This is a genomic window from Streptomyces sp. NBC_01351 (assembly GCF_036237315.1).
Classification (GTDB): Bacteria; Actinomycetota; Actinomycetes; order Streptomycetales; family Streptomycetaceae; genus Streptomyces.
The window spans coordinates 5928596-5951190 of record NZ_CP108356.1 but is presented as its reverse complement, the minus strand read 5'-3'; the positions used below and the strand labels follow the sequence as shown (position 1 = coordinate 5951190).

19 protein-coding genes and 1 pseudogene are annotated in these 22595 nt (G+C 71.9%); 13 read left to right on the top strand and 7 right to left on the bottom strand.

Annotated elements, in window-relative coordinates; translation table 11 throughout:
• The first annotated feature begins 82 nt into the window (after positions 1-82).
• From OG625_RS27425 to OG625_RS27415, 3 genes are all read left to right on the top strand, one after another.
• Positions 83-766, top strand: a complete 684-nt coding sequence (locus tag OG625_RS27425; protein ID WP_329386300.1) for a DUF998 domain-containing protein — start codon at positions 83-85, stop codon at positions 764-766.
• Between the two features lie 71 nt (positions 767-837).
• Positions 838-1047, top strand: a complete 210-nt coding sequence (locus OG625_RS27420) for a DUF4287 domain-containing protein (protein ID WP_329386298.1) — start codon at positions 838-840, stop codon at positions 1045-1047.
• Between the two features lie 191 nt (positions 1048-1238).
• On the top strand, positions 1239-1835 hold the full coding sequence (locus tag OG625_RS27415) for a dihydrofolate reductase family protein (protein ID WP_329386296.1): 597 nt from the start codon (positions 1239-1241) through the stop codon (positions 1833-1835).
• Between the two features lie 7 nt (positions 1836-1842).
• Here the strand turns inward: OG625_RS27415 and OG625_RS27410 are convergent, their stop codons facing one another.
• Positions 1843-2694 (bottom strand): LppU/SCO3897 family protein, encoded by an 852-nt coding sequence (locus OG625_RS27410; protein ID WP_329386294.1) that lies wholly within the window; start codon positions 2692-2694, stop codon positions 1843-1845.
• A 180-nt stretch (positions 2695-2874) separates the two neighbouring features.
• Between OG625_RS27410 and OG625_RS27405 the strand changes: the two genes are divergently transcribed.
• Together OG625_RS27405 and OG625_RS27400 are read left to right on the top strand one after the other, a co-directional pair.
• Positions 2875-3429, top strand: coding sequence for a SigE family RNA polymerase sigma factor (locus OG625_RS27405; protein WP_329386292.1), 555 nt, complete (start codon positions 2875-2877; stop codon positions 3427-3429).
• A complete protein-coding gene (locus tag OG625_RS27400; protein ID WP_329386290.1) occupies positions 3426-4352 on the top strand; it encodes a hypothetical protein in 927 nt (308 codons plus the stop codon). Before OG625_RS27405 ends, OG625_RS27400 begins: the two co-directional genes overlap by 4 nt.
• A gap of 85 nt (positions 4353-4437) precedes the next feature.
• Here the strand turns inward: OG625_RS27400 and OG625_RS27395 are convergent, their stop codons facing one another.
• Genes OG625_RS27395 through OG625_RS27385 form a run of 3 tightly spaced genes read right to left on the bottom strand, consistent with a single transcriptional unit; the run spans position 4438 to position 10906 of the window.
• Positions 4438-5838, bottom strand: coding sequence for an acyltransferase family protein (locus tag OG625_RS27395; RefSeq protein WP_329386288.1), 1401 nt, complete (start codon positions 5836-5838; stop codon positions 4438-4440).
• Positions 5839-5894: 56 nt separating this feature from the next.
• On the bottom strand, positions 5895-8882 hold the full coding sequence (locus tag OG625_RS27390) for a bifunctional [glutamine synthetase] adenylyltransferase/[glutamine synthetase]-adenylyl-L-tyrosine phosphorylase (protein WP_329386286.1): 2988 nt from the start codon (positions 8880-8882) through the stop codon (positions 5895-5897).
• 56 nt (positions 8883-8938) lie between these two features.
• Positions 8939-10906, bottom strand: a complete 1968-nt coding sequence (locus tag OG625_RS27385) for a zinc ribbon domain-containing protein (protein WP_329386284.1) — start codon at positions 10904-10906, stop codon at positions 8939-8941.
• A 484-nt stretch (positions 10907-11390) separates the two neighbouring features.
• Here OG625_RS27385 and OG625_RS27380 point away from each other — a divergent pair, with 484 nt between their 5' ends.
• The 4 genes from OG625_RS27380 (at position 11391) to OG625_RS27365 (ending at position 15829) form a co-directional block, all read left to right on the top strand.
• On the top strand, positions 11391-11876 hold the full coding sequence (locus OG625_RS27380; RefSeq protein WP_329386282.1) for a hypothetical protein: 486 nt from the start codon (positions 11391-11393) through the stop codon (positions 11874-11876).
• Positions 11877-12159: 283 nt separating this feature from the next.
• Entirely contained in the window at positions 12160-14214 is a 2055-nt protein-coding gene (locus OG625_RS27375; protein WP_329386279.1) for a PIG-L family deacetylase, read from the top strand.
• A 176-nt stretch (positions 14215-14390) separates the two neighbouring features.
• Positions 14391-14798, top strand: a complete 408-nt coding sequence (locus OG625_RS27370; protein WP_329386277.1) for a hypothetical protein — start codon at positions 14391-14393, stop codon at positions 14796-14798.
• A 92-nt stretch (positions 14799-14890) separates the two neighbouring features.
• Positions 14891-15829, top strand: coding sequence for a hypothetical protein (locus OG625_RS27365; RefSeq protein WP_329386275.1), 939 nt, complete (start codon positions 14891-14893; stop codon positions 15827-15829).
• A 124-nt stretch (positions 15830-15953) separates the two neighbouring features.
• On the opposite strand, the gene OG625_RS27360 is transcribed toward OG625_RS27365, so the two are convergent.
• Positions 15954-17315 (bottom strand): glutamine synthetase family protein, encoded by a 1362-nt coding sequence (locus OG625_RS27360; protein WP_031148703.1) that lies wholly within the window; start codon positions 17313-17315, stop codon positions 15954-15956.
• A gap of 172 nt (positions 17316-17487) precedes the next feature.
• Here OG625_RS27360 and OG625_RS27355 point away from each other — a divergent pair, with 172 nt between their 5' ends.
• From OG625_RS27355 to OG625_RS27340, 4 genes are all read left to right on the top strand, one after another.
• Positions 17488-17868: a hypothetical protein gene (locus OG625_RS27355; protein ID WP_329386273.1), complete on the top strand. Its 381-nt coding sequence runs from the start codon at positions 17488-17490 to the stop codon at positions 17866-17868.
• Positions 17869-17922: 54 nt separating this feature from the next.
• Positions 17923-18612 (top strand): DUF3105 domain-containing protein, encoded by a 690-nt coding sequence (locus tag OG625_RS27350; RefSeq protein ID WP_329386271.1) that lies wholly within the window; start codon positions 17923-17925, stop codon positions 18610-18612.
• Positions 18609-19298, top strand: a complete 690-nt coding sequence (locus OG625_RS27345; RefSeq protein WP_443067783.1) for a DUF305 domain-containing protein — start codon at positions 18609-18611, stop codon at positions 19296-19298. The genes OG625_RS27350 and OG625_RS27345 overlap by 4 nt, the downstream gene beginning before the upstream one ends.
• A 159-nt stretch (positions 19299-19457) precedes the next feature.
• Positions 19458-19877 (top strand): CBS domain-containing protein, encoded by a 420-nt coding sequence (locus tag OG625_RS27340; RefSeq protein WP_329386268.1) that lies wholly within the window; start codon positions 19458-19460, stop codon positions 19875-19877.
• 1430 nt (positions 19878-21307) lie between these two features.
• Here the strand turns inward: OG625_RS27340 and OG625_RS27335 are convergent.
• A pseudogene (locus tag OG625_RS27335) lies at positions 21308-21580 on the bottom strand (alpha/beta fold hydrolase); the annotation flags it as partial.
• A complete protein-coding gene (locus OG625_RS27330) occupies positions 21577-22326 on the bottom strand; it encodes a DUF998 domain-containing protein (RefSeq protein ID WP_443067782.1) in 750 nt (249 codons plus the stop codon). The gene OG625_RS27330 and the pseudogene OG625_RS27335, both read right to left, overlap by 4 nt.
• Positions 22327-22595 lie beyond the last annotated feature (269 nt).

Genomic DNA, 22595 nt, shown 5'->3' with positions numbered 1-22595 from the left:
CCCTCCCGGTCATACATGCAACGAGATTCCAGCGCCGCGAGCCCGGCCCCCGGGTGGACGCGGCGAACGAGGAAGGCATGCCATGAGCCACACGATCAGCGCTTCCACCACCGCCGCCCCCGTCACCACCACCCCCATCACGGCCGCGGCCGCTTCCCGGCCCGCGTCGCGGGCACTCCTGGCGTGCGGCGCCGTGGCGGGCCCGCTGTTCCTGGCCGTGGGGATCGTGCAGGGCCTCACGCGTGAGGGCTTCGACTTCACGCGCAACGCCATCAGCCAGCTGAGCCTCGGCGACCTGGGCTGGATCCAGGTCGCCGACTTCTTCGTGGCGGGCGCCCTGATGATCGCCGGCGCGGTCGGATTGCGGCGTGCGGTGACCGTGGGCCCCGGCCGCCGCGCGGCACCCTGGCTGATCGGGGTGTTCGGCGTCTCGTTCCTGGTCAGCGGGGTGTTCGACGCCGATCCGGGCGCCGGTTTCCCGGTCGGCACCCCCGAGTCCGCGACACCCGCGCTGAGCGCGAGCGGCGCGGTCCACATGTTCGGCGGCATGGTCGGCTACCTGGCGCTGTGCGCCGCGTTCCTCGTCCTGGCCCGCCAGTTCGCCGCCCGGGGGCAGCGGGGCTGGGCCATCGCCTGCCGGCTGCTCCCCGTGGGCGTCCTCGCAGGATTCGTCGGGTCCGGCGCCTCCGTCCTGTCCTTCACGACAGGCGCCGCACTCGGCCTCGCCGGACTCACCGCGGTGGCCCTCCGACTGGCGCGCCGCTAGCCGTTCCGCCCGACACACGCAGAACCCTTCCCGAACGACCGAACGACCGAACGACGAAAGGCATGGACGACATGGCTGACTCAATTCAGGGCTCCGCATACTTCCCCTCGATCGAGAAGAAGTACGGCCGCCCGATCTCGGAATGGAAGGGCCTCATCCGGTCCTCTCCCCTCACCAAGCACATGGAGCTCGTCAACTGGCTCAAGTCCGAGCACGGCCTGGGCCACGGCCACGCCAACGCCCTGGTCGCCCACACCCTGGCGGAGGACAAGGCGAAGTAGGCGTTCACGCTCAGGTCATTGCAATATCGCGAACCTTGTCTTTGCATTCAGCGGCAAGCCCATTGCAAGAGTTCCACTCAATTGACCTGCAGCGATGGTGAATTCGAGCCATGACTTGATTGCCCGATCACCGAACGCAACATAGCGTTTCCCGTGTTCTCAAACCAGACGAATCAGGAAGCGAGAGTTCCGTGCGCATAGCGATGGGTGAATTCATCAGCCTGGACGGCGTTGTTCAGGCCCCGGGCCAGCCGGGCGAGGACACCGACGGCGGGTTCGCCCACGGTGGCTGGACCCACCCGTTCTTCGACCCGGAGGTGATGGGCGCCGCCCTCGCCGAGTGGCAGACCGGTACCGAGGCCCTGCTGTTCGGCCGCCGCACCTGGCAGGTCATGGCCGCGGCGTGGCCGGAGCGGGCCGGCGACCCGTTCGCCGACCACATGAACGCCGTCACCAAGTACGTCGTGTCCAGCACCCTCGGCGAGGACGAGCTGACGTGGAACAACACCACGCTCATCCCCGGCGACCAGGCACTGGACCAGATCAAGAAGCTGCGCGAGGCCGACGGCCGCGACCTGGTGGTCATGGGAAGCGCGTCCCTCAGCCGGACCCTGCTGGCCGAGGGACTGGTCGACGAGCTCCGGCTGATGATCATGCCGGTGCTCCTCGGCGGCGGTAAGACCATCTACCCGGTCGACGGCGTGCTCCGCGCCTTCGAGCTCGTCTCCACGGTGGTCAGCGGCACCGGCGTGCACGTGTGTACGTACCGGCCGAAGGCGGCGGCGTAGCCGCTGGTCAGCGGGCGTACGAGCCGATGCCGACCAGGCAGTAGACGTACTGGTTGATGACGGCGCCGTTCAACGTGTAGCGGTAGGAGAAGGCGTACTCCGTCTTGGGGTTGTCGTTGCACTGGTCGAGGTCCGAGGTCATGGGGATGCTCTCGATGACCCGGTAGTGCGCGTCGGACGCCGAGCAGGGGACCTCTTCCACGTCGCTGACGCGCTGGGCGGTCGTCGAGTCCGGTAGCTCCCCGTTGAGGCAGGTCCCCTTGTCGAAGGGGGTGGGGGCCGCTGGACTGGAGGGGAGGACGGGGTCCGGGGCTGCGGGCTCCGTCGTCGCCTCGTGGGTGGGGGTGGCGGAGTAGGTGGGGGTGGGCGCGGGGGCGTACGTGGGGTAGGGGCTCGCCGTCGAGTACGAGGGCGACGGAGTACCGGCGGCCTTGCTGTCGCTCCCGTCCCCGCCCCCGTCGCCCTTGCCGCTGTTCAGCAGGACGAAGCCCAGGATCAGGGCCGGTACGACGCCCAGCGCCACCAGCCATCCACGGGTCCCGGACCGGGGCGCCCGTCCGGGCGGGCCGAGCGGGCCGGGCGGGCCGGGCGTTCCGAAAGCCGTCGGCCCGAACGCGGCCGGTGTGACCACCGTCGGTGCGGGCCCCGGCGGCGGAGCAGCGGCGGCCCCGGTCACCCGGATCCGCAGTAACACCTCCTCGGCCCCGACCCGGACACGGACGAGTTCTCCGTCGCGGCAGGGCGGGATGCGCAGGCGGGCGGGGCCCGTCGGCAGGGTGTGCTTGAGGATCACGCCGAGGGTTGCCTGTTGCGGGGTGAGGGTGATCGGGATTTCCTGCGACGACACCAACTGCTCCATGGGGTGAGGGTGGTACGGAGGCGGTCCTGCGGTCGCGGAAATTGTGCCCGTTACACGCAGGCTGACGCAGACGTTCCGCGAGACGCCTCGACACCGAAGTCATGACCGCGTCAAAACTCTCGTCCTCGCCGGGCAACCGAATCCGACCGGACGGTGGTCAAGAGGGCGAAGGGGGTGCCGATGCACGCCGAGCAAGAAGCTCATTTCCAGTCGTTCGTGGCCGCACGCTGGAACCACCTGGTGCGGACCGCGTACCTGCTCACCGGCGATCCGCACGACGCGGAGGACGTCACGCAGACCGCGCTCGCGAAGGCGTACCGGTCGTGGCGGCGCGTGTCGCGCATGGACAGTCCGGAGGCGTACGTGCGCCGGATGCTGGTCAGTTGCAACAGCGACAGGTTCCGCAAGCGCCGGGTCGCCGAGCGGCTGACGGACGCCGTGCCGGACAGGTCGGTCCGCGACAACGCCGTGGCCTGGGCCGACGAGCGCACCGCGCTGATGGACGCGCTGGCCCAACTGCCCGCGCGGCAGCGGGCGGTCGTGGTGATGCGGTACTGGGAGGACCTCTCCGAGGCCGAAACCGCCGACGTCCTGGGGTGTTCCCCCGGCACCGTCAAGAGCCAGGCCTCCAAGGCCCTGGCGAAGCTGCGCGCCGTTCCCGGACTGGACCAGATCACGACGAGCGCGACGCGCACGACGCGCACGGCATTGAACGAGAGGACGGCGGTCCTGTGACCGGGCAGGATGACTTCGAGCTGAACCTGCGGGAGCGCATGGCCCAGAACGCGGAGACCGTACGGCCCGCGGCCGTGCCGTATCCGGAGATCGTCCGGCAGGGCCGCGTGGAGCAGCGGCGGCGCAGGATGGCCGCGGCGGCCGCGGCGCTGGTCGTGCTGGCCCTCGTACCGGCCACGGCCATCGCCCTCACCGGCGGCAGCTCCGGCAGCGGGCCCGCGGACCGCGTGTCCGTGGCCGGCGGCGGCCCGACCCCAAGCGCGGCTCCTTCGTCTCCCCAGCCGCCCGCCGGGCCGGCCGCCCCCGCGACTCCGGGGCAGCTCGCCGACGGCATCACCCTCCAGGACGCGGCCACCGGGCTGGGGCAGTGCCTGGCGTACGACGTGGAACGCCCCAGCCCGCCGTCGGGGGCCCCCGCGCGGCAGGACCTGGGCAAGGCCGCCGACTACCGGATCCTGCTCGCGCAGCGCAGCACCGGCAACGACAACAGCCCCGGGGACGGCCGGCTGATCGTCGCCGTCAAGGACACCCCGGTACCGATCCGGATCATCTGCACCATCAAGGAGGGCCAGGCGAGCGGCCTGAACATCTCCGCCGGTGCGGACGGGACCCCGGGGGACCGGCCCGTCAGACCGGACATGAACGGCGGCAAGCTCTACCTCCAGCGCCTGACCATGGAAGGCCCGTGGAAGCTGCCCTACCGCTGGGGCAGCATCGGCACCGTCGACTCCCGCGTCACCCGGGTCACCGCCACCTACGGCGGCGCCACCGTCGAAGCCGCCCTCGACCACGGCTGGTTCGCGGCCACCGGAATCCTGGAGAAGCGCGTCACGGAGGCCCCGCGGATCAAGGGCTACGACGCGCAGGGCAACCAGATCTACGACTCGAACCAGGACAAGTTCTACGACAAGCCCATCCCGTAGCCGGGCCCGGGCCCCACGACCCGGGACCTCGCCGCCGCACAGGGGTCGGCGGCGGGGTCCCGCTACGGCCCGTGACGCGGGGCGGTCACTCCCGTCCGGCGAGGACCGGCTCGTCCGACCTCACCGACGGTTCCGGGGCCTTCTCCGCGGCCGGTGGCGTCCCCGTCCCGTCCTGGGTGGGGGACGGCGCCTCCTGCGGGAATCGCCGCGACACGGACTTCAGTACGCGGCGGCCCAGGTTCTGGAAGGGCAGCTCCACCAGGCGGTAACTGAGCCAGCTCACCCCCACCAGCACGGCCATGAACCCGGCGAACAGCACGACCTGGCCCGTCCGGCTCTCGATCGGGTCGCGGCCGTCCAGCATCCAGTGCATGCCGTGGATCACGGGGTTGTGCAGCAGGTAGAGCGAGAAGCTGATCGCTCCGAGCCAGCTGAGCCAGCGCGGGAAACGGCGCTTGCGCAGCAGCATGCCCGCGATGAAGACCGCCCACGCGGCGACGTAGGCGAACGACCACGCCATCCAGGACCCGGTGAACGTCCGCCAGAGCGTCTGCCCGTGGTTGTACATGTAGCCCGTGAGGAATCCGCAGGTGACGACGAAGCCGCAGGTCAAGATGGCCTGGGTGCGCTCGATCTGGCCGTGCTCCCACCGGTACAGCACGGTGCCGGCGAACATCGTCGCGAAGATCATCATGGTTTCGAAGGCCGCGGCCCGGCTGTTGAGGGTGATCAGCACCAGCCCGAGGCCGCCGAGGAGCAGCCCGCCGATCTTGGCCAGGGCGGGCTTTCCGGTCATGATGCAGGCCATCGCCATCACCACCACGGTGGCGCAGGCCAGGACCAGGTGCCGGGTGCTCGCGGGGTCAACGGAGAGCGTGCCGAGAGCGATCCAGCCGCCCAGCACGAGCGCCACGGCCGCGAAGCCGACGGCCAGGCCCGCGCTCTTGCGGTGCCACCCGAGGGCGAACAGTGCCGTGACGAAGTAGTAGAAGACCATCTCGAAGGTGAGGGTCCACAGCACCCCGAGGCCGTTGGTGACGCCCATCATGTCCTGCAGCATGAGCCCGTTGCCGACGAGCGAGAGCAGCGGGTGCGCGAAGACGTAGCTGTCCACCACGGTGTGGTTGCGGGGCAGGATCAGCAGCGAGGCGACCACCGTCAGGATGACCGCCGGGTAGATGCGGAAGACGCGCCCCACCCAGAACGCCCTCATGTCGCCGCGCCGCTCCAGCGAGGCGGGAATGATGTAGCCGCTCACCAGGAAGAACAGCAGGACGCCGAAGACACCGGGGTCCAGATAGTGCGGCAACCGGGTGCCGTAGGGCACCCACTGGAACGGCAGCCCCAAGTGGTACAGCGCCACGGACAGGGCCGCGAGGCCGCGCAGGGCGTCCAGCCAGCCGAGCCTCGACGCGGTCGGGGCGGTACCGCTCTCCGCAGCGGCCCGCGCCGAGCGTCGGCCGGCTATTCCAACGATCGATTTCACCAGGGGAGGCTACACGCGGCGACATGATCAAAAGGCTCTACGCTGCGTGACCTCGGCTACGCCCCGTAGAAGAGTTCGTCCACCACCGCCCGTGCGCGGCGCGTGATGCGGCGGTAGTCGTCCAGCATTTCGCCGACCGTGCCCTCCGCGTAGCCGAGGTAGCGGCCGACCGCCGCCAGTTCCCGGGCGTCGGAGGGGAAGGTGTCCCCGGCGCGGCCGCGGACCAGCATGACCGCGTTGCGGACGCGGGTGGCCAGGACCCAGGCCTCGTCGAGGATCTGGGCCTCCTCGGTCGGGATCAGGCCGGCCGCGTGGGCGGCGGCCAGGGCCTGGCGGGTGCGGGTGGTGCGCAGGCCCGGTTCGACCCAGGCGTGCCGCATCTGGATGAGCTGGACGGTCCACTCGACGTCGCTGAGGCCGCCGCGGCCGAGTTTGGTGTGGAGCGTCGGGTCGGCTCCGCGCGGCAGGCGTTCCGATTCCATGCGGGCCTTGAGGCGGCGGATCTCGCGGACCGCGTCCTCGCCGAGACCCTCCATCGGGTAGCGCAGCGGGTCGATGAGGTCGATGAAGCGGCTGCCCAGCTCGGCGTCGCCGGCCACCGGTTCGGCCCGCAGCAGGGCCTGGCTCTCCCAGGTCAGGGACCAGCGGCGGTAGTAGGCGGCGTAGGAGGAGAGGGTGCGGACAAGGGGGCCGGAGCGGCCTTCCGGGCGCAGGTCGGCGTCGATGAGCAGCGGCGGGTCGGCGGTGGGGAGCTGGAGGAGCCGGCGCATCTCGGCGATGACGGTCTGGGCGGCCTTCGCCGCTTCCTGCTCGTCGACGCCCTCGCGGGGCTCGTGGACGAAGAGGACGTCGGCGTCGGAGCCGTAGCCCAGCTCGTGCCCGCCGAAGCGACCGACGCCGATGACGGCGAAGCGGGTGGGCAGGGTGTCGCCCCACTGGGCCTGTACGGCGGCGCGGAGGGCTCCGGCGATGGTGGCGGCGGTGAGGTCGGAGACGGCTCCGCCGACGCGGTCGACGAGGGCTCCGTGGTCCTCCTCGGCCGGGCTGTCCTCCGTACCGTACGAGCCGATGATGTCGGCGGCGGTGGTGCGGAAGAGCTCGCGGCGGCGGACCCCGCGTACGGCGGTGACGGCGGCCTCCGCGCTGTCGGCGCGGCCGACGGCGGCCAGGACCTCCTGTTCCAGGGCCTCGTGCGTACGGGGGAGGAGGCCTTCGGGGTCGCCGAGCAGGGCGACGGCTTCGGGGGCGCGCATCAGCAGGTCGGGGGCGAGGCGTCCGGCGGACAGGACGCGGGCGAGGTTCTCGGCGGCGGCCCCCTCGTCCCGCAGGAGGCGCAGGTACCAGGGGGTCTTGCCGAGGGCGTCGGAGACCTTGCGGAAGCCGAGCAGGCCGGCGTCCGGGTCGGCGGAGTCGGCGAACCAGCCGAGGAGGACGGGCAGCAGGGTGCGCTGGATGGCGGCCTTGCGGGTGACGCCGGAGGCGAGGGCTTCGAGGTGGCGCAGTGCGGCGGCCGGATCGGCGTACCCGAGGGCTTCGAGGCGCTGGCCGGCGGCGCGCGTGGAGAGCCGGGTCTCGCCGGGGGTGAGCTGGGCGACGGCGTCGAGCAGCGGGCGGTAGAAGAGCTTCTCGTGCAGGCGGCGGACCACGGAGGCGTGCCGGCGCCAGGCCTTGTTGAGCTCGGCGACGGGTTCGGTGCGCAGGCCCAGCGAGCGGCCGAGGCGGCGCAGGTCGTTCTCGTCCTCGGGGACGAGGTGGGTGCGGCGCAGCCGGTAGAGCTGGATGTGGTGCTCCATGGCGCGCAGGAAGCGGTACGCGTCGTGCAGCTGGGCGGCGTCGGTGCGGCCGACGTAGCCGCCGGCGGCGAGCGAGTGGAGGGCGTCGAGGGTGGTGCCGGAGTGCAGGGTGGCGTCGTGGCGGCCGTGCACGAGCTGGAGGAGCTGGACGGCGAACTCGACGTCGCGCAGGCCGCCGGGTCCGAGCTTGAGCTCGCGGTCGACCTGGGCGGCGGGGATGTTGTCGACGACGCGGCGTCGCATCTTCTGGACGTCGGCGACGAAGTTCTCGCGCTCGGCGGCCTGCCAGACGAGCGGGCTTATGGCCTCGACGTACTGGGCGCCGAGGTCGGGGTCGCCGGCGACGGCGCGGGCTTTGAGGAGGGCCTGGAACTCCCAGGTCTTGGCCCAGCGCTGGTAGTACGCCATGTGGGAGGCGAGGGTGCGGACGAGAGGACCGTTCCTGCCCTCGGGGCGGAGGTTGGCGTCGACGGGCCAGATGGTGCCCTCGACGGTGGTCTCGGAGCAGATCCGCATGAGGTGGGAGGCGAGGCGGGTGGCGGCCTGGATCCCCTTGCCCTCGTCCGTGCCGTTGACCGCCTCCCCGACGAAGATCACGTCGACGTCGGAGACGTAGTTGAGCTCGTTGCCGCCGCACTTGCCCATCGCGATGACGGCGAGGCGGCACTGGGCCGCGTCCTGGGGGGCGGCGGCGGAGGCGATGCGCAGGGCCGCGCGGAGGGTGGCGGTGGCGAGGTCGGCGAGCTCTGCGGCGGTCTGGGCGACGTCGATGGTGCCGCAGACGTCGCGGGCGGCGATGGACAGCAGGCAGCGGCGGTAGGCGACGCGCAGGGCGACGGGGTCGTGGGCGTCGGCCAGCCCGCGCTCGAAGTCGGCGAGCCCTGGGTGCAGGTCGGCGGCCTCGTACGTGACCAGGGCCTGCCAGTCGTGGGGGTGGCGGGCGAGGTGGTCGCCGAGCGCCTCGGAGGCGCCGAGCACGCCGAGGAGCCGGTCGCGCAGGGGTTTCGCGGCGACGAGGGTGTCGAGGAGCAGGGGCCGCTCGTCGGGGGTCTGCGCCTCGGCGAGCCGTACGAGCCCGAGGAGCGCGAGGTCGGGGTCGGCGGTGGCCCCGAGGGCGTCGAGGAGCACCGGGTCGGTGCGTACGGAGGCCAGGGCGTCGGTCTCCAGGAGTCGGGCGGCGGTCTGGGGGTCGGTGAAACCGCTGCGCAGCAGCTGGATGAAGGTGCTGCTCCTGCGTCCCGGGACTGTCATCCCGCCGCCTCCTGGATCTTGCCGGTGCCTGCCTGGGGCGAGCGTCTCGGATGAGTTTAGGTTTTCCTGGGTGGGGCTGGGTGTTCGCCCCGGTGGGAAAAGTGTCTCGGTTGCCTTTGCTGTCCTGCCCGGTCTCGGGTGGGGGTGGCGTGGGTGTGCAGGTGGAAGCCTGCGCCGAGTCTGGCCCCGTGTGGCGTGTGCCGTGTAGGGGTGCTCATCGTGTGCGGTGCCTGCCGTCCACGTCGCCGCTGGGTGCGGTGGGTGGGTGGCTGGGGCGGCCGCCCCGCCGGACGCTTTCCACCCGGACCGGTCGATGCCGGTGTTCCGGGTGGGGCGGGGACCCTGCGTCGCTGCCTGGGCACAGGGCGGTTTCTCGTCGGTCCCGCCTTCGTCCGGTCCGCAGCGGATTGCTGCGGACTGTAGGAGGTGGCGGGTCCGGGGTGGGTGGGCTCGGTGTGCTGGACGGGTTGGTCCAGCTCCTGAACCGTGCGGCGGATCACGTACGTGCCGCTCGCGCGGTCCAGGACAGTCAGGTGTTGATGTTGCAGCCCTCGGGCGCCGATGCGCTGCCAGGCGGCGGTGTCCCGGTCCGCGCTGTACCGGCAGTCGGGGTGGGGGCAAGTGGCCCACTTCCACCCCGGCCGGGTGCTGTCGGGGGCGGTGTGGTGACGGAACGCGGTCAGACAGCGCGGACAGAACCTGGAGGTGCCGCGCGCGGGGACGATGACCACGGCTATCCCGTGCCGGGCTGCCTGATGGAGCGCATCCGCCACGATCTGCCCGCGCACCGAGCTGGAGAGGCGGGTGTTGAGGGTGCGGCCCTTGCCGCGGGCCTCCATGTCCCGCAGATCCTCCAGATAGATCACCGATGCCTGCGCGGCCTGGGCGTGATCCACCATGAACCGTGCGGCCGCCTTGGCGATCTCCGCGTTCAGCCGTGCGCGGCGCCTGCTGACCCGTGAGTGTTCGGTGCGTAGCACGGCGAGTTTGGTGACGGTCGCAGGGTCGGGGCGCAGCCCGAGGGCCCGTTGGCCGTCGATGAGGTGTTCCAGGTGCGCGGCTTTGGTCCACAGCTGTTCGGCGTGGATGCGGAGCCGGTCGGCTTTGGCCAGTACCCCGTTCATGCGGAGGAAGACGGGCTGTCCGTCGGTGTGCACGGCCGGTTGGGTGCCACCGGTCAGGGTGAGGGTGCCGCCGGTGAGCAGGGTGTTCAGCCCGTAGTCGAAGGCCACGGCCCGGCTGTGCCCGGAGCGCAGCGTCTTGGGGACGGCGGTGGTGTGTGCGATATCGAGGCGTAGCCGCCCGTCGCGCAGGCGCAGGGTGGGGGCGTGCAGGACAGCGGCGGCGTCGATGGTGGGTGGCAGCCGGAAACGGCTCCGTACCGGGTGCCAGTCGGTACGGGTGCGCGGGTCGGGCCGTACCGGCAGTCGTACGGTGAGCACCGCGTAACGGGAGGGGTCGTCCTCGCAGCGGGCCAGGATGGCCAGCTGCTTGTCGGCGGCGGCCAACACCACCTGACATCCCGCGCCCGGCGCCCCCTCCAACTCGCAAAGATCAACAGGAAGACGCCGGTGCGCGGCGAGGAAACGCAGCACCTGACGGGTACGGGAACGGAAAACAGAGGCGGGCACCGCTGCCCCCTGCGGACAGACGGCCCGCAACGCATCCCACTCCTCCTCGGTGCGCTTGAGCGGATCCCCGGATACGGGCCAAGTGGCCAGGACCCCGTCCACCAGCCCGGCCCGCCATTCAGCCGAACGCAACACCCGCCCTGCCTGCTCCTCAGCAACCCGCCGGACCCGGTCGGGCACATACACCCCCTCCGGAACGGTCGCCGTCCAGCCCAGAGTCCGCAACGCCATCCACGCGTTCGACGGCAACCGCTCACCCGACGGCGCAACGCCCGAAGCAAGCAACGTCAGCTCGGCCCGGCTCCAGTGCCCGCCGATCACCCCGGCGGCCATCGACTCCACCAGCGCGGCCAGCCAGCCCACCCGCTCACCCAGCGCGGCAGTGTTCAGCACCTCGCCAGAAACGGTATCCAGGCCCCGGAACGCCGTCGCGGGTGCGCACGCCACCCGGCCTGTCTCCCCCTCACCCAACGCGATCTTCCCCCGCACACCCACACCCCCCGCCACCGCTTGCGAGCTACTGTCCGATCATCGGACCCACATACGGAACGAGCCCAACCCGACAAGGTCACGCAGCACCACAAGAACCCGTACAGCACCCAGGAAAACCAGACCAACCCAACGACTGCGCGCGACCCTAGCCGTAGCGGCGTTCGAGCCACGGGATGATCCAAGAAGGAGCAGGTCGTCCAGACCCTCGTCGGCGTCCTGGAGTGGTACAAGCCAACGACGTCCGCTCCCAGGACCCGACCCCCGGCCGCTTCCCCAACACCAATCGGTACGTCGACCACCAGGACCACTTCTACGGCGCCCGCTTCGCGCAGCTGGCCACCGCCGCGTACGCGAAGGACGTCAAGGATCGGCCACCCCCAAGACGGTGCTGGGCTGGGTGCAGCCGGAGCCGGGCGCCCCGCTGGGCCCCGCCACCGCCACCGGGCTGCCGGACACCACGCTCCCGCTGACCGCGGCGGGCCGCGAGGGCGGGGTGCGGCTGTGGTTCCGCAAGCCCGGCTCGGGCAACGTCCGCACCGCCCTCGTCACCGGCGACGACGGACTGAAGGTGAACAACCTCACAGACCTCGGCGGACTCCAGGGCTTCGGCTCGGTGACGGCGAGCGGCCACGTGCTCGCGGGCCGCTCGGCGGGCGGTCAGCTGGGCTCGGACGTCGGGTGGGGCCGGCCGTGGGAGCGGTCGCCGCTGATGTTCGTGGGCGCCCCTTCCTCCGCTCTGACCGGCAAGAACGTGGTCAGCCTGGCGGTGGTGGGGCTCGACGCGCGGCTGTACGTGACCTCGTCGGCGGACGCCCCGGACGCGCGGCTGGCGCCGTGGGTGCCGGTGGGCCCTCGCAACACGGCGCCGTAAGGAATACCCCCCTTAAGGGCATAAGCCGCATTCCTCACCAACGAGGCCAAATCCCCACCTAACATCCTATCCCCGGCAGCCAGTTGGTCCACGGGGCGGAACAACGGCGTCCACATTTCGGTCACATATACGGACCAAAAACTCCACAGTGCACAATCACGTCCGGACTTTTTCGGAAAGTGGCAGTCATCGGCGAATCCGGTGAACCAAGTTCCCCGATTTGGCCTCTCTCTGACTGCTCAGCGGTTCTTCCCGCCCGGAACGACCCCCCAAGGCGTGACCTATGCCCATCACCCGTCGCCGCTTCGCGGCCCTGCTCACGGTCATCACCGCGGGCACCACCGGCGTGCTCGCCGTGGCCTCCGCCCAGCAGACCTCCGCCGAGGGCACGTGGCCCCTGCGCCCGGCGGCCGCGCTGCCCGCGAGCGTCACCGCCGGGTCGGTCGTCCAGGTCGTCGCCCATCCCGACGACGACCTCTTCTTCATGAACCCCGACCTCAGCCGCTCGCTGCTCTCCGGCACCCCGGTCGCGACCGTGTACCTGACCTCCGGCGAGGCCGACGGCATAAACCGCGCCACCGGCGGCGCCGCCAAGGACCCGGAGCAGCCCTCCGACCGCGCCCACTACGCGGAGGCCCGGCAGAACGGCATACGTTCCGCCTACGCGCAGATGGCCACCGGCGACCGCACCAGCGCCTGGCGCCGTACGGTCATGTCCACGGCCGGCGGCGGACAGGCCGAGCTCGACGTCCTCATCGCGAAGCCGCACGTCAACCTGGTCTGGCTGCAGCTGCGCGAGGCCCGCACCACCGGCGGGGACAACCCCGACAGCCTGCGCGGCCTGTGGAACGGGCGGATACCGGCGCTGGCGTCCCAGCTCACTTCCGGAACCCCGGTCAAGCAGCACTTCACGTACAGCAAGGACCAGCTGATACAGGCGATATCCGGGGTCCTGGAGCGGTACCGGCCGACGACGATACGCATGCAGGACCCGACGCCCGGCCGGTACGACCACAGCGGCAAGTACACCGACCACCAGGACCACATGTACGCCGCCCGCTTCGCGCAGGCCGGCGCGGCCGCCTACGCGGAGCGGGTCAAGAACCGTCCGCACTTCTCCGTGCAGAACTACCTCGGCTACCACAACGGCACCCTCCCGCACACGCTGGACCCGCAGACCGCCGAGACGAAGACCGGCTTCCTCAAGACCTACGCCTGGCACGACGGCCAGAACTACTGCGGCAGCCCCTCCGGCTGCGGCGACCGCAAGGTCGCCGGCAACCCGACCGGGCGCAACTGGGCCCAGTCCCTGCGCTACAGCCGCGGCGACCACAGCACCTGGATGATCGAGGGCACGCCCGGCCGGCTCTGGGCGTTCGCCACCCTCGACGGGCAGACCGCGTACTGGACCCGGTCCCCCGGCGGTGCCTGGGCGGGCCCGGCGCTCCTCCCCGGCACGGGCATCGACCCGGGCGCGAGCACCGTCCGCTTCGCCGACGGCCGCGTCGCGGTCCTCGCCACCCGCACCACCCTCGGCCGGATACCCGCCGAGTACCGGCGCGAGGTCGTGTACGCCGTCCAGTCCGCGCCCGACGGCCCGTTCGGGCCCTGGCAGTCGCTGGGCACCCCCGAGGGCCCCGACGAGCAGAGCACCTCGGCGATCAGCTCCCCCTCGGGCGCCGTCGACGCGGACGGCCGCATCACCGTCTACCTCCGCGACTCCCGCCGCAGCCTGCGCGCCACCACCCAGCAGCCGGACGGCGGCTTCTCCGAATGGCACCGCGTGGGCGGCGAGGACCTGCAGAGCGACCCGGTCGCGGTGGTCGACTCCGCCGGGCGGCGCCACGTGTACGCCACCACCACGAAGTCGGTCGCGGCCTGGATCCAGCCCACCCCGGGCGCCCCGCTGCAGGGCCCCCTCGAAACGGGCCTGCCGGCCACGACGGTCCCCCTGACGGCGACCCCGGACGGCGCGGGCGTCCGCCTGTACTTCCGCCGCCCGGACTCGGGTGTCGTCCGCACGGCCGTGGTCACGGCGGCCCCCGGCAAGCCCCAGGTCTCCAGCGTCGCGGAGGCCGGCGGCCGGTCCGGCTACGGCGCGGTCGGCGTCGCGGGCCGCCTCGTCTCGGGCCGCGCGAACACCGGCACCATCAGCACCACGGGCCTCGGCGGCCCGCCCGCCTGGACCGAATCCGCCGTCCTCTACGCGGGCGCCCCGGGCGCGGTCCTCGAACTCTCCGGCACCACGACGGCGGTCCTCGGCCTCGACGCGGAACTCCACATCACCACGGTCCCCCGCACCCCGACCTCCCCGATCTGGCACCACGCGGTCCGCTGACCCGCCCCGCTCGCCCCGGCAAGCGCCGACGCCTGCTCCGACAACCACTCAGCCACGCCCAACTACGCGACGCAGAAGGGCTTTCGCCCGGTCACGGAACGAACTTTTACAAGATCAACTCCTGAGGTAGATTCCCCATCACTCACACAATCTTTATGTGACCTCGGAGGTTCATCGTGAAGAAGCTCACCGCTGTCTCGGCAATCGGGCTGTCCCTCGCTTCACTGCTCGCCCTCGCACCCAACGCCTCGGCCAGCGGCGACGGCCGCTGCAACGAGGGCAGGGACGCCTGCTTCCACTACAACTCGGGTGGCGTGGGCGCCTTCGTCGACATCGACGACTGCTGGGGCTACAACCACTCGAACTTCACGTTCATCGGACCCGGCAACGGCGCCGGACAGAATTTGAAGAACAACGCGGCCTCCGTGACGAACTGGACCCACAGCAACCCGCACTACGTGTACTACAACTCCAACCAGCAGGGCCCGCGCCAGATGATCGGTCCCTGGATCACGGCCAACCTGAACAGCACCCTGAAGAACAACAACGCGTCCAGCATCTTCTACGAATCCGGCAACTGCTGATCGTGCTGTCCGACGGGGTTTCCCGAGTCCCGGGAAACCCCGTTCGCCGTGTGCCGCATGGCGACTCGTACGACTCGAATGACAGTGATGCAATGAGAAAATCCCGCCGCACCCCGACACCCGGCCGGTATACGGCCCTGTCGCTCTCGCTCGCCGCGTGCGCCGTCCTCGTCGGCTGCGACACGTCCAGCGGCGACCCCTCGGCGGTCGGCAAGAAGCCGGCACAGGCTGCCGACGTCCCCCGCACCTCCGTCGACCTGGGACTTCCCCTGGACGACTACATGCTGAACGAGTTCGAGGGGTACAAGCTCGCCGAACTCCTACGGGACCGCACGACAGCCTGCATGAAGGAGTTCGGCCACGCCTCCTTCTCCTTCCCTCCCGCAACACCGCCCTCCGTCACCGTCCACAACGAGCGGCGCTACGGAATCACCGATGCGAAGCTGGCCTCCGAAAGGGGCTACCGCGTACCGCCGAAGTCGAAGTCCCAGACCTACGCGGAACCGGAGCTGTCGGCGGACGAGTCGTTCGCACTGACCGGTGGAAGCACCCGCCCCGGCGAGTTCGGGCAGGGAGGCAACGATGCGAACGGCAAACCGGTGCCGCCCGGTGGATGCGCGGGCCGCGCGAACGAGGCACTCGGCTACAAAGCCTCCGACGCACCCGGCAATTCGCAGCTGCTCCAGTCCCTGGACCGCGCCTCCTTCGACCGGTCGCTCCACGACGACCGCGTGAAAGCGGCGCTCGCCCGCTGGTCGGCGTGCATGAAGGAAGCCGGATACACCTACCCCGCCGAACCCTTCTCCGCCAGCAACGACCCGGAGTTCACAGGACCCAGGATCGACCAGAGGGAAAGGGCTGTGGCGGTGGCCGATGTGGGGTGCAAGAACTCCTCCGGACTGCTCAGCGACTGGAAGGCCGTGGAAACCGCCCTGCAGGAAAAGCTGATCGCGGAGGGCGGCACCGACGTCGCCGGCGCGAAGACCCAGACCGCCTCCGTGCGGGCCAGCATCAGGCAACTGGCCCCCTGACCAACCGAACGCCCGGCCCGGCGGCCCGCAGACGGCCCGGGGTGGGTGAGACGGCTCAGGGCCGGTGGCCGAGTGCCACCGGCCCTGAGCGCGGTTCCAGCCCCGGAGGCCGCCTGGGCTGCAACTACAGCACCGGGAGGTTCTTGCGGAGCTCGAAGGCCGTGACCTCCGAGCGGTATTCCTCCCACTCCTGCTTCTTGTTGCGCAAGAAGAAGTCGAAGACGTGTTCGCCGAGGGTTTCGGCGACCAGTTCGCTGCGTTCCATCAGGGCGATGGCCTCGCCGAGGTTCTGCGGGAGGGGCTCGATGCCCATCGCGCGGCGTTCCGCGTCGGAGAGGGCCCAGACGTCGTCGTCGGCGCCCGCCGGGAGTTCGTAGCCCTCCTCGATGCCCTTGAGGCCGGCCGCCAGGAGGACGGCGTACGTGAGGTACGGGTTGGCGCCCGAGTCGATCGAGCGGACCTCGACGCGCGAGGAGCCCGTCTTGCCCGGCTTGTACATCGGGACGCGGATCAGGGCCGAGCGGTTGTTGTGGCCCCAGCAGATGTACGAGGGGGCTTCGCCGCCGGAGCCGGCGGTGCGGGAGGAGCCGCCCCAGATGCGCTTGTAGGAGTTGACCCACTGGTTGGTGACCGCGGCCGTTTCGGCCGCGTGCTTCAGGAGGCCCGCGATGAAGGAGCGGCCCACCTTCGAGAGCTGGTATTCGGCGCCCGACTCGTAGAAGGCGTTGCGGTCGCCCTCGAAGAGGGACAGGTGGGTGTGCATGCCCGAGCCCGGGTACTCGGAGAAGGGCTTCGGCATGAAGGTGGCCTGGACGCCCTGTTCGAGGGCGACCTGCTTCATGACCAGGCGGAAGGTCATGATGTTGTCGGCCGTGGAGAGGGCGTCGGCGTAGCGGAGGTCGATCTCCTGCTGGCCGGGGGCGCCCTCGTGGTGGCTGAACTCGACCGAGATGCCCATCGATTCGAGCATGGTGATCGCCTGGCGGCGGAAGTCCATGCCCACGTTCTGCGGAGTGTGGTCGAAATAGCCTGAGTTGTCCGCCGGGACGGGGCGGGTGCCGTCCAGGGGCTTGTCCTTCAGCAGGAAGAACTCGATCTCCGGGTGGGTGTAGAAGGTGAAGCCCAGGTCGGAGGTCTTGGCCAGGATGCGCTTGAGGACGTAGCGCGGGTCCGCGAAGGACGGGGAGCCGTCCGGCATCAGGATGTCGCAGAACATCCGGGCGGTCCCGGGGGCCTCCGCGCGCCACGGCAGTATCTGGAACGTGCTCGGGTCCGGCTTGGCGATCATGTCGGACTCGTAGACCCGCGCGAAGCCCTCGATCGCGGAGCCGTCGAAACCGATTCCCTCGTCGAAGGCCTGCTCCAGCTCGGCGGGGGCGACCGCGACGGACTTGAGGAAGCCCAGTACGTCGGTGAACCACAGGCGCACGAAGCGGATGTCGCGCTCCTCAAGCGTCCGGAGGACGAATTCCTGCTGCTTGTCCATGCCTTCATCCTCGCAGTTCAGACGGCCTGTGCACCACCTCCCCGAGGGGCGGGCCACAGTCGGGCCGGCCCAGTATCGCCAGCGGTGGTTTCCGCCACATTACGCACCCCCGAAAGCTCGTGACACCCCCGCACTGACCTCCGGCCCGTCATGAGCATTACCATCTGCGCCCATGGGGGGCCGGCAGTACACGCAGCGGGGGCGTCGAGGACGTCCGCCGCTTCGGCGTGCCGTCAGGCCGGCGGCCTTCTGGGGTCTGGCCGGGGCGCTGGTGGCGGTGCTGTTCCTCTGCGCGCGGCCCGTCGGCGGCGAGCACGTGGTCGAGGCCGAGACGCGGGCGCACGCCGTCTGCGTGTCGCCGTACGACATGCCGGGCTGCTCCCCCCTCGCGCACGCGATGCCGGGCGTACTGCCCGCGCCGCAGCCCGCCGCGATGCCGGCGGCCGGCGAGCCCGCGGCCCCCGCCCGGAGCGTCGGGGCGGGGTCGACGCGGCCGCCCGAGCCGCTCGCCCGAGCCCCCGACCTGCATGTGCTCCAGGTGCTGCGGACCTGACAGGTCCGGTTTCGACGCTCCATCCACCCCCCTCAGTCAAAGGAACCAGGGCACATGGCCAGCAGGACCCCCAAGAGCACCGACCCGCAGTCCCGCCAGGCGCGGATAGCCGAGATGCGCCGGGCCGACAAGGCACGCGAGCGGCGCATGAAGGCCATCACGATCACCGTCTCCACGGCCATCGTCACCGGACTCGTCGGCTTCGGCGCCTGGGTGCTGATCGACCAGAAGCAGACCGAGAAGCGCAAGCAGCAGGCCGCGGAGAAGCTCCTCAAGGAGCAGCAGGAGCTCCGCGCGAAGCCCGTCGAGGGCGAGCAGCTGTGGGACGCGAAGACGCTGGGCCGCAACCACGTCGAGACCCCGGTGAAGTACGAGATGAACCCGCCGGTCGGTGGTGACCACCACCCCCGCTGGATGAACTGCAACGGCGACGTCTACCAGAGCGCGGTCCCCGAGGTGAACGCCGTGCACTCGCTGGAGCACGGCGCGGTCTGGGTGACGTACAACGAGAAGGCCCCCAAGGCCGACCTCGACAAGCTCTCCAAGCGGGTGGAGCAGACCCCGTACACGCTGATGAGCCCCGTCAAGGAGCAGACCGGCGCGATCACGCTCAGCGCGTGGGGCAAGCAGCTGACGGTGGAGACGGCGGACGACCCCCGGGTGGCGCAGTTCTTCACCAAGTACGTGCAGGGCGAGCAGACCCCCGAGCCGGGCGCCGCCTGCACGAACGGCCTCGCCAAGTGAGCCGTACGGCCCGCTTGCCGCGTACCTACTGGGTGGCGGGCACGGCCGTCCTGCTGGCGCTGCTGTTCGCGGCGGTGGCCACGATGGCCGCCGCCGCGAACAGCGACGACCGCCCTGCGGTCCCGGTCTCCGGCCCGCCCGGGCTGCGCTCCGCCGACGCGGGATTCGCCCGGGACATGGCGGTGCACCACCAGCAGGCGGTGGAGATGTCCTTCATCGTGCGCGACCGCACCCGGGACGAGCCCGTACGCACCCTCGCGTACGACATCGCCAACACCCAGGCCAACCAGCGGGGCATGCTCCTCGGCTGGCTGGACCTGTGGGGGCTGCCGAAGGTGCTGGCCGACGAGCCCCCGATGTCGTGGATGGGAACCCCCGGCGGCGGGCACGAAGGGCACGGCGGACACGCGGCCGCCCGGCCCGGCGGGCCGCTCATGCCCGGCATGGCCACCAAGGAGGAGCTCACCCGGCTGGACGCCATCGAGGGCCGGGACGCCGAGGTGCTCTACCTCCAGCTGATGACCGACCACCACGAGGGCGGCGTCGCGATGGCCGAGGGCTGCGCGAAGCTGTGCGCGACCCCCGCCGAGCGGGCGCTGGCCCAGGGCATGGTCGACGCGCAGCAGTCGGAGATCGCCCTGATGGCGGACATGCTGCGGAAGCGCGGGGCCGCGCCGCGCGGGTGACGGGACACGCTCGTACGGTGGTGGGAGGCGTCCTGTCACCCGTATGGGCGTGTACTCCCCCCTGTCGGGTCGCGTGGGCCGAACGGCCGAATGACGATGGGGACGCCGCGGCGGAAGCATCCGCGCCCCGCCGTACACGGCGCTTTGGAGGTTGACGCGATGACCACCGCCGGAGAGATCATGCACGCCGGGGCCCAGTGGATCCCCGCCACCGAGACCCTGGACCGGGCCGCACAGCTGATGGCCCGCCTCAATGTGGGCGCGCTGCCCATCAGCGACAAGACGGAACGGCTCTGCGGCATCCTGACCGACCGCGACATCGTGGTCGGCTGTGTCGCCAAGGGGCACGACCCCGCGAAGGTCACGGCCGGTGACATGGCCAAGGGCACGCCGCGCTGGATCGACGCGAACGCGGACGTCTCCGAGGTGCTGGAGGAGATGCAGAGCCACCAGATCCGCCGGCTCCCCGTGATCAGGAACAAGAAGCTGGTGGGCATGATCAGCGAGGCCGACCTGGCCAAGCACCTCTCGGAGGAGCAGATAGCCGGCTGGGCGGAGGCGGTCTACGCCCGCAGCTGATCCGGCGGGCACGCCTGGTGCAGTGCTGCGTTGACGACCGCCCGGGCCACGTGGTCCGGGCGGTCCAGCATGACCAGGTGCCCGGCGGGCTCCGCGACCTCGAAGCGGGCGCCGAGCCGGTCGGCGAGGTCCGCCTGGCGGGCGAGCCAGCCCCGGGCGGAGCGGCTCCCCGTGCCGTCGTGGCCCGCGAGCACGGTCACGGGCGCGGCCAGCGGGTGCGTCTCGCGCAGGCCCAGCACCTCGGCGGCGGTGTCGGGGTAGCGGGCGTTCTCCAGCAGCGCCCCCTGCCAGACCCGGCCCGTGCGGTAGCAGCGGCGTACGAGGTCACGCGCGGCGGGATCCGCCCCGCCGGTCCGCGACGCCCGCACGGTGGCCCGCCGCGCGAGCGGCCCGAACGCGGCGGGCATCCCGACGGCGGTCAGGGCCCGCCCGAGAGCCCGCGCGGCGCCGACCCGGATCCCTGCGGGCAGCAGCGCCCGCGGGGCCTCCTCGACGCTGGAGTCGACCAGCACGAGGGCGGCGGTGCGCTCGGGGTACAGCCGGGCGAAGGCCTCGGCGTGAAACCCGGCGATGGAATGCCCGACGACGGTGACGGACCCGGGGAGGCCCGGGACCGAGCCGGGGCCGGAGGCCGGGCCGGGGCCGGAGGCCGGGCCGGGGCCGGAGGCCGAGCCGGGGCCGGAGGCCGAGCCGGGGCCGGAGGCCGAGCCGGGGCCGGAGGCCGAGCCGGGGCCGGAGGCCGAGCCGGGGCCGGAGGCCGAGCCGGGGCCGGAGGCCGAGCCGGGGCCGGAGGCCGAGCCGGGGCCGGAGGCCGAGCCGGGGCCGGAGGCCGAGCCGGGGCCGGAGGCCGAGCCGGGGCCGGAGGCCGAGCCGGGGCCGGAGGCCGAGCCGGGGCCGGAGGCCGAGCCGGGGCCGGAGGCCGAGCCGGGGCCGGAGGCCGAGCCGGGGCCGGAGGCCGAGCCGGGGCCGGAGGCCGAGCCGGGGCCGGAGGCCGAGCCGGGGCCGGAGGCCGAGCCGGGGCCGGAGGCCGAGCCGGGGCCGGAGGCCGAGCCGGGGCCGGAGGCCGAGCCGGGGCCGGAGGCCGAGCCGGGGCCGGAGGCCGAGCCGGGGCCGGAGGCCGAGCCGGGGCCGGAGGCCGAGCCGGGGCCGGAGGCCGGGCCGGGGCCCTGCCCGGAGGTCAGGCTGGGATCTGTGACCAGGCCCGGGCGGGGGCCTGCCGGTTCCGACGGGGACGGGGGTGTGCCGGGGCGTCCCCGCAGGGCGTCGAACGCAACCGCGCTCGGCCCACCGCCCCCTCGACACGTTCGACGCCCGAGGAGACGCCCCGGCGCGCCCCCGGCCCCGGCGGAACCCGCCCGACCCCGCCCGCCGGCGCAGCCCCCGGGCCCCGGCGGGGCCGGCGGGGCCCCCGAGCCGCCGGTGTCCAGGGCCCCGGCCCGGTACAGGGCGTCCAGCAGGTGGGCGATGCGGTGGGCCTCGGACGCGGCGGTCGGGGGCTCTGTCGGCGGGCCGCTGAGGCCGTGGCCGGGGCGGTCGAAGCGCACGACGGTACGGCCCGCGGCGACGAGCAGTGCCGCGACCGGGTCCCAGTCGAACCAGGCCATGGCCAGCCCGGCGCTGAGCACGCAGACCGGCCCGCTCCCCTCGACCACCACGTGCAGCGGGACCCCGTCCACCCGCACGAAACGGCCCTCGCCGCTCACGTGCGGCGCTCCCTGTGCACGGAGTAGGCGAGCAGGCCCAGCCAGAGCGCCACGAACAGCACCTGGAGCCGCTGCCCCGCGCCCAGGGCCCAGGTGCCGCGCCCGGCCGTGAAGAGCGCTATGGCGGTCAGGGTCCACGCGGTGGCGAGCAGTTCCAGGACGACCAGGACCGGGCCGTAGCGGGCCAGCGGGGCGAGCCGGCCGTAGCGCCGGGCGGCGACGGTGAGGGCCACGATCCCGACGAGGGCTCCGGTCATCGCGAGACTGCTGCTGACGGCATGGGCCTGATGCGTGGCGGGCACGAGCCCGGCGGTCTCCCGCGCGGCACACACCGGGTCCACGGTCGGCGTACAGCTCAGCGGCAGCCAGGCGTCGGCGGCGGTGGCCGCCCCGAACAGGGTGACTCCGGCCCAGCCGGCGACGGACCACGCGCGGCGGGCCTCGGAGTGGCGCAGCAGCCCCAGCAGCGCCAGCAGTCCGCCCGCGAAGGCGAGCAGGCCGGCGCAGAAGTCGGTGGCCCGGAAGAGGCCGCCGAGCGGCTGGTCCTGGGCGGCGAGCTCGCTCACGTACGTCTCGATGGGGTTGAGGCCCGTGGAGAGGACGACTTCGAGCACCCACGCCGTGTAGGCGGTGGCGCCGAGCCCGATCAGTACGGCGACCGGCCAGGCCGTCCACGTCGACGGACCCGTCGACGTCGACCGGACCGTACGGGACGAGGGGCGTATGGAGGGGCCATTAGAGGACATAGTGTGACTAATCCTATGCAGACCCGGCGGTTAATCCGAAGAACGGATACCCACCCCGGGTAGGGTTCCCGACATGACGAGCAGAGCCCGGCGAGCTGCCCCGTGGCCCAGGCCACCGCTGCCCGCCAGGCCCCTGCCGGGCATCGCGACCACCCGCACCCTGAGCCATCCGACTGAGTCCCATGCCTGGGAAGACGCACCCGCCGCCCACTCCGTTGCCTCGGCGGGCCCGCCCGACCCGGCGGCGGACGGTGAGTCGCACCACGCGA